This window comes from Streptomyces similanensis (assembly GCF_039543625.1).
Lineage (GTDB): Bacteria > Actinomycetota > Actinomycetes > Streptomycetales > Streptomycetaceae > Streptomyces > Streptomyces similanensis.
In genome coordinates this window covers 1-12,422 of sequence record NZ_BAABKC010000092.1, presented here as the reverse complement: position 1 = coordinate 12,422, position 12,422 = coordinate 1, and the positions used below count along the sequence as shown (strand labels likewise).

The following is a 12,422-nucleotide window of genomic DNA, read 5'->3' as shown; positions in this document are numbered from 1 at the left end:
GACGGGGCCGTTGACGTCCACCGAAAGACGGTAGTTGTCGATGCCCGACCAGGGCGCCGTGCCCCAGTCCCGGATGTAGAACTGCGTCAGCTCCTTGAAGCTCATCGTGATGCCGATCACCATCGGCACCAGATGGACCAGGAGTTCCAGGAGCAACGCGGGCAGGAGCAGCAGATACGGCAGTCCGACGCGCTTGATCCGCCCGGGACGGCGCGGGCCGCGCACCGCCCCGGGGGAGAAGTCACCGCGCGCGGACCGCACCTTCGCCGTGTCCGAACGAACGGTGCCGGTCATCTCGCTCACTTCGCCGGCATCTGCTGCTGGGCCTTGAGGAGCTTGGCCTTCACCGCTTCGGTGGTCACCGTGCGGCCGGCGGCGGCGTCGGCGAACAGGTCCTTGACGGCCGTGCCGACCGTCGTCTCGAACTGGGACTCGGCGGCGACCTGGGGCAGCGCCACGGCGCTGGTGGCGAGGGTGTTCTTCAGCACGGCGTTGGCCGGGGTGTCGAAGGCCGGGTCCGACTGGGCGCCCTTGACCGGCGGGATGGTGCTGTACGCCTTGTTGAGGATCTTCTGCTCGTCGTCGCTGGTCATGAACTTCACGAACTTCGTGGCGCCGTCCAGGTTGTGGGTGTTCTTGAAGACGGCCATGTTGATGCCGGCCACCATCGAGTTCGCCTGGGCGCCGGCGCCGGGCGTCCCGGACTGCACGGGCACCGGGGCGATGCCGTAGTCGGCCTCGCTCATGCCCTGGTTCTTCAGGTTGGCCGAGGCCGACTGCCACAGCAGCATGGCCGTGTTGCCCTTGGCGAAGTCGCTGACGGACTGGTTCTGCGCGTACTCGGCGTTGCCCTTGGGGATGGCCTTGTCCTTGGCCATCAGGTCGACGTACTGCTTGACCGCCGCGACCGCCCCGTCGTTGGCGAAGTCGGCCTTGCCGTCGGCGGTGAAGAAGTCCGCGCCGTGCTGCTTGGCGAAGACGAAGACGTGGTGGATGTTCTCGGAGACGTTGGCGCCCTCGGCGCCCAGGACGTTCTTGCCCTTCGCCTGGATCTTCTTGCCGTCGGCGACCAACTCGGCCCAGGTGGCCGGGGGCTTGGCGATCCCGGCGTCGGCGAAGATCTTCTTGTTGTAGTAGAGCGCGTAGGCCATCGAGTACAGCGGGACGGCCGCCGGGTCCTGGCCCGTCACACCGGTCGAGCCGAGGGCCGAGTCCACGAAGCGGTCCTTGCCGCCGATCTTGCCGAAGTTCTTCGCGTCCCAGGGCAGCAGCGCGCCGGTCGCCTGGAGGGAGGCGCTCCAGGTGTTGCCGATGTTCAGGACGTCGGGCCCCTGGCCGGAAGTCGTCGCGGTCAGGATTCGGTTCAGCAGGTCCGCCCAGGGCACGACCTCGAACTTGACCTTGATGCCCGTCTGCTTCTCGAACTTGTCGAGTTCGGGCTGGAGGACCTTCTTGTCGACCTCGATGCTCGTGCCCTGGTTCGAGGCCCAGTAAGTGAGCGTCTTCGGCGCGTCGTTGGACCCTCCGCCGGTCGACGAACCACCTCCGCAGGCCGAGGCCGCCAGGGCGAGAGACAGGGTGACGGCGCCTACGGCCGCGGCTCGGATGCTGCGCATGGCTCCGGGTGTCCCTTTCCGGGAGTCGAGAACCCGAGGAGACGTCCGGACGCCGGGGGAGGTATGTCCCCGTTCGACTTCCGAAGCACCTCATGGCTTAATTTAGGACGTGAGTTAAACCTCCCGGAGCGGGTCCGTCAAGGGATGCGGCAGGGGTGAATCGGCCGACGTCCCGGACGGGGCCCCAAGTGCCCTGCGCTCCTGGCCTGTTCAGCGTGTCTGACCTGCGACGGAAGGGGTGCGCGGACCCAGTGCAACGGTTGGGTATCGGCGGCCCGCACGAGGGCGCGGGCGAAGACCGGTGCGGCCCGCGCGGCGCGGGTCGGGAACTGTGATCGACCACCGGTCGGTGACCGGACTTCCGCCGTCCCACCTGGCGCTTCGTTCACCCGCGGGAGGACTCCACGGGCGAGGGAGCGCCTCCCGTGCTCGCTGCGTTCACTTCCTGAAGTGGAGTCGGCGGGCGTGCGGGTGTCGTACGGCTCCTCGGCGGCCGGGGAAGCCGAGTCCCGGGCTCGGGAGTGGCTGGCCGGCACCGCATCGGGCTCCGGGCCGCCCGGCGCAACCGGCTGGGGCTCATCTCGCGCAGCACCGGGCGACTGGTGGCCCGGATGCACGCGGCCGCCGACACCGCCAACGCGAAGGTGCTGCTGCACCCGGCCAAGTCCCCGGCCGTGGTCCAGGCGAGCAACCGGGTCACCACCGGTGTCCACGACTTCCACGGGCGGCTCGGGATCGAGTCCGGTCGGCGGAGACGCGACGGTGGGCGGTCGCGGCGGTGGAGGCGCGGGACAAGGCACTGGAGACGGGCGCGAAGAGCGTCGACGCGGCCAGGACCCTCGGCGCCGGGACCCTGGACCGGGCCGGCGCGGTCAAGGACAGGCTCTCGGGCGGGATCGCCGAGCGGGCGCGCCGCCTGCGCGGCACCGACGAGGAGCGCGGCACCCGGGGCTGAGGGCGCGCGGGACGGAGGCCGCGCGCCCGGGACCGTGCGCGCGGCCGTGACACCGCCGGGCGGCGGCCGACAGGGTGTCGGCCGCCGCCCGGCGGTGTGCACACTCGGGTGCGGGGGACGTACCCGGCGTCAGCCGGCCGTGCCGCCCGCGACCCACTGGCTCCACGGCACGTTCCAGTCGCTGAGGCCGTTGTCCGGGGCCAGCTTGCCCTGGTCGGCGGAGTTCTTGACGATCACGACGTCACCGGTCATCGAGTGGTCGAAGAACCACGCGGCGGGCTGCTTGCTGTCGCCGCCGCCCCGGGCGTCGTTCAGGCCCACGCAGCCGTGGCTGGTGTTGGCCTTGCCGAAGACCGAGTCGGCGCTCCAGTAGTTGCCGTGGATGAAGGTGCCCGAGTCGGTCAGGCGCATGGCGTGCGGTACGGCCGCGATGTCGTACGCGGGCTTGCCGTCCTCGTTGGTGAGGCCGACGCTCGACGCGCTCATCCGGGTGTGCTGGAACTTCTCGGAGATCACCATCTGGCCGTTGTACGTCGGGTGCTCGGTGCTGCCGGACGAGATCGGGATGGTCCTGATCGCCTTGCCGTCGCGCACGACGGTCATCTTCTTGGTCTTGACGTCGACCGTGCTGACCTGGCTCCGGCCGATCTTGAAGGCGACCGTCTTCTGCACTCCCTGGGAGGTCAGCTTGACGGTGACGGTGGAGCCGGGCTTCCAGTAGCTCTGGGGGCGGAAGTCCAGGCGGCCGTCGTTGAGCCAGTGGCCGACGACCTGCTGGCCGCTGCTGGAGCTGACCTGGATCTCCGACTCCACGGCGGCCTTGTCGCGGACCGCCTTGTCGAAGGTGAAGCTCACCGGCATGCCCACGCCGACGGTCGAACCGTTCTGGGGCGTGAGGTGCCCGATGAAGTCGTTGGCCGGGGAGACCGTCGCGAACGTGGCGGTGGCGGTGGCGGGGCGGCCCTGGTCGTCCGCGGCCTCCGCGGCGATCTGGTACTTGGCGGCCCGCTTCAGCGCGCCGTCCGGCGTCCAGGACGCGCCGTCCGCGGACAGGGTGCCCGGAACCACGGCGCCGGTCGCAAGGGCGGTCATGGTCACCTTGGTGAGCTTGCCGTCACTGGCGGTCACCTTCACGGGGCCGTCGACCGCGACGCCGTGGGCGCCTTCCCCGGGGGTGATCTTTATTCGGGCGTCGGAAACATCCGGGGCGGCCGTCCGACCCGCCGGGGCGTCGGCCTTCGGCCGGTTTCCGGCGCCATCGCCGCCGGTGGCGGCGTGTGCCGTGCCGCCGAGGGCGGTGACCGCGAGGACGCCGCCGAGTACGCCGGCCGCGGCAGCCAGCCCGGTGTGTCGTTTACGTGCCGTGATCAAACGCTTCTCCCATGCCCTTGGTCGGTAAGTCTTCGAAGCCGGCCACCGGAGAAGTGCAACCGCCTCTCGAACCACTTATACACATTCTTCTGTCCCCATCCGCCCTAATCGGGCAAATTGTGCCGAAGGCCACCCAGCCCGTGCGGTCAGTGCCGTATCGTCCGGCCGGCGCCGGAGACATGGGGAAACGCCCTGGTCGGACCGGCCGGAGAGATCGGCCGGATGACGTGGGAGAACGCGTCAGAGGCCGCCGTGCCGGCCACCGGGCCGGCCACCGCGCGGCGAGCCCGGCCCGGCGACCGGCCGCGGCCGGTCGCCCGCCCCGCCCGTCGCTCTACAGCCCCGCCCGGACCGTCGCTCTACAGCCCCGCCCGGACCGTCGCTCTACAGCCCCGCCCGGCCCGTCGCTCTACAGCCCCGCCCGGCCCGTCGCTCTACAGCCCCGCCCGCGCCAGCAGCACCGGCAGGGCCTCGGGCTTCACCTTCTGCACCGATCTCACCTGGCCGAGCCCCAGCTCCTCCCGGCCGACCGGGCTGCCGTACAGCGCGTCCGTCGCCTCCGGCAGGAGGGTCGCCTCGACGCGGTACGGGAACTCGGGGTCCGCGGGATCCTCGTACGGCTCCGCGTCGACCTCGGCCACCGCGGCGACGGCCGACTCCGGCCGGCTGAAGAAGAACCACAGCCGGTCGCCCGGACTCATGCGGTTGCGCCGGCTGAGCCAGAGGTCCAGCTCGGGTTCCTCCTGGGCGAGACGGTGGATGGTCTCCTTGCCGGAGGGCTCTCCGTCCACGGTGTCCTTGTTCGGGTCGAGGATGTAGATCCAGTCCCCCACGCTTCCGCCCTCGCCTCGTCGGCGCGCTGTACGCGCGCGCAGCTCGTCCGGCCGGTTCATCATGCCAGCCCGCCCTGGCCGTCCGCAGACGAATGACCGACCCCGCGGGCCGGCCGTCGGGGCGACCGCGTACGGGCGGCCCCGTACTGTGTGCGGCAGGTGTGTCCGGCGGAGGGGGAGCGATGGCTGCGGGCCCAGGGTGTGCTGGTGCCGTCGGCGCGCCGCCCGGGATGGCTGGAGCTGACCGAGGACGTGGTGTTCGGCTCGCCCTCCTTCGCCGCCGTGCTCCTGGTCGGCGCCCCCGCGCCACGGATGGGAGGAGTGGCACACCGAGGAGGACCGGCCGCTGCCGGACTACATGTCCGGGGTGTGGCCGGGCGCCAACCAGTCCTGGCTGGTGCGCGGTTCGAACGTGACGGGCCTCGATCTGGTCCGGCGGACGTGGCTGCCCGAGGGGCGCGTCACCCTGGCCGCCGGCCGGCTGCGGCAGGGCGTGGAGCAGGGTGTGAGCAAGGACGAGCTGCGCACACCGGTCCAGGAGGACTACGAGTCGACCGCCACGTACGGCCGGCGCCAACAGCTCGTGGAGGAACTGCACGCCTTCCTGTCCTGGATGAAGCGCGGCGACACGGTCTGCAGACGTCGACGAGATCAACCGCGCCCACCTGGCGAAGGCCTTCGGCGAGCTGTACTTCCTGCTGGAGTACCGCAACAAGTCGGTGCGGCTGACGTACTCGGGCGACGACTTCGCGCTGCCGCCCAACCTGTTCGTCATCGCGGCGATGAACACCGCCGACCGGTCGATCGCGCTGGTCGACACGGCCATGCGGCGGCGGTTCGCGTTCGTGGAGCTGTCGCCGCGCACCGAGCCGACGAGCGGGCTGCTGCGCCGCCGGCCGGCGCGGGAGGGCCGCGGCCCCGAGCCCGCCGACCTCCTCGACGCCCTCAACTCCCGTATCGACGAGGAGGACTTCCGCATCGGACCGTCGTACCTGACGCCGAACCGTCCGCGGCCAGGTTCCGCGCCAGCCGGACGGCGTCCTCGGGCAGCGTGCCGACGGTCGCGCCCGGCGGGGCGGCCAGGGCTTCCGCCACCTCGGCGAGTCCGGCGATCATGTCGTCGCCGTGGGCCCCGCGCAGCAGCTGCCAGAGCCGTACCTCCTGCGAGACGTCCTGTCCTTTGCGCTGCCCGGCCAGCCAGGTCTGGACCTCGGCGAGGTCGAAGAGAGGGCTGTTGGCGCTCCCGCCGGACGGTGCGGGGAAATCGCCGTACCGGCGCCGCCAGTTGGAGACCGCCGCTCGGGTCACCCCGGCGAGCCGCGCGATCTCGGAGCCGGTGACGAGCGGGCCGGCCGGCGGGACGGCGTTGTCGGTCATGGCCGCCACCGTACAGGCGGGCTATGCCCGACAACGGAAGCTTGTTGACGCGATACACATATCGCATCGAAGGCCGCCGTGTACGCCGGGCGCCAGGACCCTCGGGCCTGTTGGTCCCTGGCCGGTGAGCCCGGCCGGAGGCCGTCGTGGGGACTGTTCGGCCCTATCGGCCCCCGGTGCCCTCGCGGTGATCATGGGGCGGCGGCCGGGACGGTCCGGTCCGGACTCGCGTCCGGAGCGGACGGCGTCGGTCCGTCGTGGCGTCGATGGAGCGAGCGGGATCGGGAGGGCACCGTCCGGTGGACGAGGTGCGGGTACAGCAGGCGGCGGCAGCGGAACCGGGAGACGAGGTCGCGCCACCCGGCGGACGGGAGGCGGCCGGCGCGTGGCAGGCGGCCGGCGGTGGGCGGACGCGGCCGTCCTGGATCGAGTGGCTGACCACCACCGACCACAAGAGGATCGGGACGATGTATCTCGTCGCCGCCTTCGTGTTCTTCGTCGTCGGCGGTGTGATGGCGCTGGCGATGCGCGCCGAACTCGCTCGCCCTGGACTCCAGTTGATGTCCAGCGAGCAGTTCAACCAGGCGTTCACGATGCACGGCTCGATCATGCTGCTGATGTTCGCGATGCCGCTGTTCACCGGGTTCGCCAACTGGATCATGCCGTTGCAGATCGGCGCGCCGGACGTCGCCTTCCCCCGGCTGAACATGCTCGCCTTCTGGCTGTTCCTGTTCGGCTCCTCGATCGCCGCGTTCGGCTTCCTGACCCCGGACGGCGCCGCCGACTTCGGCTGGTTCCTGTACGCGCCGCTGTCGGACGCGGTGCACTCGCCGGGGCTCGGCGCCGACATGTGGATCATGGGTGTGGCGTTGTCCGGGTTCGGCAGCATCCTCGGAGCGGTCAACTTCATCACCACGATCATCTGCATGCGCGCACCCGGCCTGACCATGTTCCGCATGCCGATCTTCGTGTGGAACGTGCTGCTGACCGCGCTGCTCGTACTGATCGTCTTCCCCGTGCTGGCGGCGGCGCTCTTCGCCCTGGAGTGCGACCGCAAGTTCGGCAGCCACATCTTCGACGCGGCCAACGGCGGCGCGCTGCTGTGGCAGCACCTGTTCTGGTTCTTCGGCCACCCCGAGGTGTACATCCTGGCGCTGCCGTTCTTCGGGATCGTCTCCGAGGTGATCCCCGTCTTCTCCCGAAAGCCGATGTTCGGCTACATGGGCCTGGTCGGGGCCACCATCGCCATCGCGGGGCTGTCCGTGACCGTGTGGGCGCACCACATGTACGTCACCGGCGGTGTGCTGCTGCCGTTCTTCTCCTTCATGACGTTCCTGATCGCGGTGCCGACGGGGGTGAAGTTCTTCAACTGGATCGGCACCATGTGGAAGGGCTCGCTGTCCTTCGAGACACCGATGCTGTGGACGGTGGGCTTCCTGGTGACGTTCGTCTTCGGCGGCCTGACCGGGGTCATCCTGGCCGCGCCGCCGCTGGACTTCCACGTCTCCGACTCGTACTTCGTGGTGGCGCACTTCCACTACACGGTGTTCGGCACCGTCGTGTACGCGATGTTCGCCGGATTCCACTTCTGGTGGCCGAAGTTCACCGGCAAGATGCTCGACGAACGGCTCGGGAAGATCACCTTCTGGACGCTCACCGTCGGCTTCAACCTCACCTTCCTGGTGCAGCACTGGCTGGGCGCCGAGGGCATGCCGCGCCGCTACGCCGACTACCTCGCCGCCGACGGCTTCACCACCCTCAACACCCTGTCCACCATCGGGGCGTTCCTGCTGGGCCTGTCGATCCTGCCGTTCTTCTACAACGTGTGGCGGACCGCGAAGTACGGCGAGCCGGTGCACACCGACGACCCCTGGGGCTACGGCCGTTCGCTGGAGTGGGCCACGTCCTGCCCGCCGCCGCGCCACAACTTCACCTCCCTGCCCCGCATCCGCAGCGAGTCACCGGCGTTCGACCTGCACCACCCGGAGATCGCCGCGCTGGACGCGGCGGCCACGGCCGCGGGCGCCGTCGAGGCCGAAACGGCGGCGAGGTAGTCATGGCACACGCCGTCGCCGCGCTCGGCACCACGGCGCTCACCGCCGCCGGCTGCGTCTGGTACCTGCCCGCCCTCGCCGACCTGCGGGCCGGCGCCGACCGGCCCGACTCGCGGCGCATCGCGGCCGCGGCCTGCCTGACCGGCTGGGCCGGCGCGGGTGTGCTGGACGCACTGCTGCTGGTGGCGCGGGGGTGGCGGACACCTCTCGTCGCGGCCGCCGTCGGCGCCGCCGCCACGATCGCCCTGCGCCTGTACGCCGTCGTACGGCGCCGGCGCGAGGAGCGGGAGACGGCGGCCCACTGGGCACGGCTGGGCCCTCTGCCGCCGCCGGCCGGTGCGGGCCGGTCCCGCCGCGCCGTCGCCGCCGTGGTGGGGTGCGGAGCGGCGGCGGCCCTGGCCGTCGCGGTCCTGCACGCCGCCTCCGGACCGGACGGCGACGCCCGCTGGCTGACGGCCGCCGCTCCGGCCGCGATCATGGCGGTGTTCCTCGCCGCGGCGGCCACGTACGCCCACGCGAGCCGCCGGACCGCCCCCGCGACGGGCCGGACACGGGTCCGGCGCTAGCGCCTCCGGCCCGGCGTACGGACGACCGCGGAGGTCACCCGCCTGCCCTATGATCACCGGACCCGGCCGGCCGATGCCCCGCACCGGCCGGTCGGGCAGGCGGGAGGCATGCTTGCCTCTCGACGCAGGATCCACACCCACACGCCACGGAGACCTCGCGCATGAGCGACATGTCATCGTCCTTCGAGTGCCTTCCCGGCTCCCCCGACTCCCCCGTGATCCTCCACGTCCCGCACTCCTCGCGGACGATCCCCGCGCAGGTGCGCGACGGGATCATCCTCGACGACACCGCGCTGGAACGGGAACTGGACCACATCACCGACGCGCACACCGCCGAGATCGCGGCGATGGCCGCCGCCCGTTCCCCGATCACGCCCTGGCGGTTCGTGAACCGGCTCTCGCGGCTGGTCGTCGACCCGGAGCGGTTCCCCGACGAGCGCGAGGAGATGCTGTCGGTGGGCATGGGCGCCGTGTACACCCGGACCACGCACCGCGCGCAGCTGCGCCCGGCCGACTACGACGGACTCCCGCTGGTGGAGCGGTACTTCCGCCCGTACGCCGCGGCCATGACCGAAGCGGTCGGCGAACGGCTGGCGGCGGTGGGCCGCGCGGTGATCGTGGACGTGCACTCCTACCCGACCGCGCCCCTCCCCTACGAACTGCATGGCGACGGCCCGCGTCCCCCCGTCTGCCTGGGGCGCGACGCCTTCCACACCCCGCCGGAGCTGCTGGCCCGAGCGGAGAAGGCGTTCGCGCACTTCGGCGGAACCGGCGTCGACAGCCCCTTCCAGGGGACGTACGTACCGCTGGCGTACTACGGGACGGACCCGAGGGTCGGCGCCCTGATGATCGAGATCCGCCGGGACGTGTACATGACCGAGCCGGGCGGCCCGGCAGGCCCGGGACTGGACGCACTCGCCGACGCACTGACCCGACTGGTCGAGAAGATCGGTACGGACGATTGATGTCCCCCCACCACGGCCGGCGCACGCCCTCCCTTGACCGGCCGCAACAGGGCGAGTTGACACCACGCACCACGTGAGTCCGAGCGCGCCTACGCCTACGCTGACAGCGCAGGGAATACGACCACCGAGCCGTCCTTGTCGCGGGCAATCTCAATCGCCACGTCTGTCGTGCGGTTGTTGACCATTACGCCGTCGCCCAGCTTGCGAATCCGGTTCGCCGCGCGCATCAGGCGATCGACTTCACCGGTCGTGAAGACGGGCCGCAGACCTTGCGGGCCTGCCAGCTCCAGCGCCGACAAGCGTCCCAGGACACCGGCAATGCTCGACTCGAGTTCGTCGAGGCGGTGCTGGTCGCGCTTGAGCTCGCGGGTGAAGCTCTCGAACAGGTTGTCAGGGTTGCCCTGGGCGTGCTCGACAGCCTGTAGGACGACGACCCGCCGCTTCAGCGCAATGGCCAGGGCGGCGAGTCCGAGGTGGGCGCGGAACATGCCGCCAGGCTCGTCGACGCCCGGGAAGGACTTGGCCAGCGTGCTGATCTCGACGGACTTGCCCTCGGGCAGCTTGTCGAGTGCGCTCTGCCATCGAGCAAGGCGGCGGTCAGCGGCGCCCAGCGCCGTGTTGATGGCGTGCACTGCCGAGTCCAGCCCCAGAGAAACTCCGAGCTTGCCCTGGTCGAGCAGAATGGCGGTGGCTTTGTCGATGGCATCGCGGCAGCCGTCGAGTTCGCTGTGCTCATCCTCGAGCTTCTGTTCGTGCAGCTGCTCCAGCAATTCCGTGATGTGTTCGATAGCCCGCTGGCGCTTGTAGTCGGCATGCGCGCTTACGCCCACCGCTACGGCCATGAGCACGAGCGGCGCGGCCACGGTGAGCGCCGCGCTGCCGGCGGCCGCGACGCCGGCTGTCGCACCGGCTCCGCCGACCGCGCCTGCTGCCGCCGCTTTACCGACTGGTACGAACGTCGCATGCGCGGCGATGCCCGTCGAGTTCATGAGTGCGCTGTGGATACCATCGGCCGCCGCCTTCGACGCCATCGGGCGAACGACGCCCTGACCGAACTGGGCGGCGACCTTCGCCGGAACCACCATGCGATACAGGTTCTCGCCCGCGGCGGTCGCCCTGGCCGCGGTAAGGGAACTTCGCGTCGATTGCGTGATGAACTGTGACAGGTGCTGTGCCAGGGGACTCGCGGCATCGAGCGGGATGCCTCGGCTGCGGTCGAGCTTGTCGGGCAGCGGATGCACCTCGAGTGTGGCGATCGGCGCGGCGGCCAGGGCGGCCAGCACGCCGCGCAGTTCCGCCAGGCGCTCAGCCGTCATCGGCTTGTCTCCGGCCATTGCCGGCACCCGGACGTCATCGGTCGCCAGCGTCCACACCGGAACGACTGCCTTGCGATGGTCAGTCATCGTCTCCCCCTTGTTTCCCGACAACACCCTACGGCTGACGCCCGACAAGAACGGCATGAACCTCGTGTATGCGACTACAGGCGCTGCATCCCGGTGAACTGACGATCTCACAACGCAACGGACGGTGCCCGCCACCTGCAATGATCCGGCCGGCGCCGACAGCTCGTGGTGCGGGCCGCCGAGAGCCTTTGGGCACATCGATCAAGGAGGAGCCGTCCGCGATGGTGCCGACGTCGTTGACTTCGCTGGACTCGGAGCGATCACTTATGCCGCGCCGCCGTCTCGATCACGCCCCTTGCCGGCAAGATAATCCCTGATGATTCGTCCCAACACGTCGCCTTCGTGGGCACGTTCGTTGAAGACGGCTCGACGGAAGGCGTCGTACTCCCCACCCTCCAGAAACGCTGTCATCCACTTTGCCTTCGGGTGGTGATAGCCACAGCACATCAGACGGGTACAGACCCTTCGAGAAGTGCCGAGCTTCGGCGTTCGCCAGGGATGGTGCGGATACCCCCGCAACTCCTCTTTGCAGCGTGTGAGGATCTCGGACAGCTCGGTCTTGTTCCGATGCCGCTCGCTCCCGTAGTGCAGCCGGAACCACTCACGGCGGTCCGTATCTGCTATCTCCCGCTGCACGCGTTCTACGCGCCTCGTGATGCCGGTGTACACCTCGGGCCGCATAGCCCGCGTCGCGAAGCCTGCCTTCGGATACCTGTGGTGGAGATCCAGGTTCGCCACCCAGCGCTTCGCAGTACGGCCCTTCTTCCAGCGGTTGCAGTCATCGCAGGCCGGAACGAAGTTCCACCAGATGTCCGCCCCTCCTTCCGTGACGGGCTTCTCATGGTCGAGTGTCGTAGCAGGCGACCGGCCGCAGTAGGTGCACAGTCCACGCTGCGCTGTGAGGACCATGAGCCATTGCCAGGTCTTCTGCTTACCTCGCTCGCCACGACGAATCTTGTCCACCACGTCCCCGCTCTCTGACTGATTCGCGAGGATCGTAAAAGGAGGCACTGACATTCGACACGCGTGTCATCGACCTGGCCCGGCAGCGGGGAGCACAGCCGAAGCCATCCAGATACAAAGCCCTTGCGAGGCTCGCTGCAAGCGGCCCCGCTCTGTAGGGGCACCGCAGCGCCCCCACCTGGCTAGTCTCTTGGGCTTCGCGACATCGGCCCCTGGCGGGACCACCCATGTCGAAGCGGTCCGTAGTCCCTGAGGTTCCCCCGAGATGCGGGGAAAGGTGACAGCAGGTCAGATGGGTCTCACGAGAGGAGTCCAGACG

General features: G+C 70.1%; 9 protein-coding genes and 2 pseudogenes. 4 read left to right on the top strand and 7 right to left on the bottom strand.

Annotated elements, in window-relative coordinates:
* Together ABEB07_RS28535 and ABEB07_RS28530 are read right to left on the bottom strand one after the other, a co-directional pair.
* Nucleotides 1–294: pseudogene (locus tag ABEB07_RS28535) on the bottom strand (sugar ABC transporter permease); the annotation flags it as partial.
* A gap of 5 nt (nt 295–299) precedes the next feature.
* A complete protein-coding gene (locus ABEB07_RS28530; protein WP_345670982.1) occupies nt 300–1,616 on the bottom strand; it encodes an ABC transporter substrate-binding protein in 1,317 nt (438 codons plus the stop codon).
* A gap of 533 nt (nt 1,617–2,149) precedes the next feature.
* On the opposite strand from ABEB07_RS28530, the pseudogene ABEB07_RS28525 reads away from it, so the two are divergent.
* Nucleotides 2,150–2,571: pseudogene (locus ABEB07_RS28525) on the top strand (hypothetical protein); the annotation flags it as partial.
* Between the two features lie 129 nt (nt 2,572–2,700).
* Here ABEB07_RS28525 and ABEB07_RS28520 read toward each other — a convergent pair.
* The 3 genes from ABEB07_RS28520 to ABEB07_RS28505 form a co-directional block, all read right to left on the bottom strand.
* The gene (locus tag ABEB07_RS28520; RefSeq protein WP_345670981.1) at nt 2,701–3,942 is read right to left on the bottom strand and encodes a L,D-transpeptidase; all 1,242 of its coding nucleotides are present in this window, start codon (nt 3,940–3,942) and stop codon (nt 2,701–2,703) included.
* A gap of 434 nt (nt 3,943–4,376) precedes the next feature.
* Nucleotides 4,377–4,775: an EVE domain-containing protein gene (locus ABEB07_RS28515; RefSeq protein ID WP_345670979.1), complete on the bottom strand. Its 399-nt coding sequence runs from the start codon at nt 4,773–4,775 to the stop codon at nt 4,377–4,379.
* A gap of 945 nt (nt 4,776–5,720) precedes the next feature.
* On the bottom strand, nt 5,721–6,152 hold the full coding sequence (locus ABEB07_RS28505) for a helix-turn-helix transcriptional regulator (RefSeq protein WP_425589087.1): 432 nt from the start codon (nt 6,150–6,152) through the stop codon (nt 5,721–5,723).
* A gap of 299 nt (nt 6,153–6,451) precedes the next feature.
* Between ABEB07_RS28505 and ctaD the strand changes: the two genes are divergently transcribed.
* The 3 genes from ctaD (at nt 6,452) to ABEB07_RS28490 (ending at nt 9,737) form a co-directional block, all read left to right on the top strand.
* Entirely contained in the window at nt 6,452–8,206 is a 1,755-nt protein-coding gene (gene ctaD, locus ABEB07_RS28500) for an aa3-type cytochrome oxidase subunit I (RefSeq protein WP_425589086.1), read from the top strand.
* Between the two features lie 2 nt (nt 8,207–8,208).
* Nucleotides 8,209–8,772 carry a hypothetical protein gene (locus tag ABEB07_RS28495; protein WP_345670978.1) on the top strand — a complete coding sequence of 188 codons (564 nt, stop codon included), beginning with the start codon at nt 8,209–8,211 and terminating at the stop codon, nt 8,770–8,772.
* Between the two features lie 161 nt (nt 8,773–8,933).
* Complete coding sequence (locus tag ABEB07_RS28490; protein ID WP_345670976.1) at nt 8,934–9,737, top strand: N-formylglutamate amidohydrolase; 804 nt, start codon at nt 8,934–8,936, stop codon at nt 9,735–9,737.
* Nucleotides 9,738–9,832: 95 nt separating this feature from the next.
* Here the strand turns inward: ABEB07_RS28490 and ABEB07_RS28485 are convergent, their stop codons facing one another.
* Both ABEB07_RS28485 and ABEB07_RS28480 read right to left on the bottom strand, forming a co-directional pair.
* Nucleotides 9,833–11,140: a hypothetical protein gene (locus tag ABEB07_RS28485; RefSeq protein ID WP_345670974.1), complete on the bottom strand. Its 1,308-nt coding sequence runs from the start codon at nt 11,138–11,140 to the stop codon at nt 9,833–9,835.
* A gap of 264 nt (nt 11,141–11,404) precedes the next feature.
* A complete protein-coding gene (locus ABEB07_RS28480) occupies nt 11,405–12,106 on the bottom strand; it encodes an HNH endonuclease (protein ID WP_345670972.1) in 702 nt (233 codons plus the stop codon).
* Nucleotides 12,107–12,422: the final 316 nt, after the last annotated feature.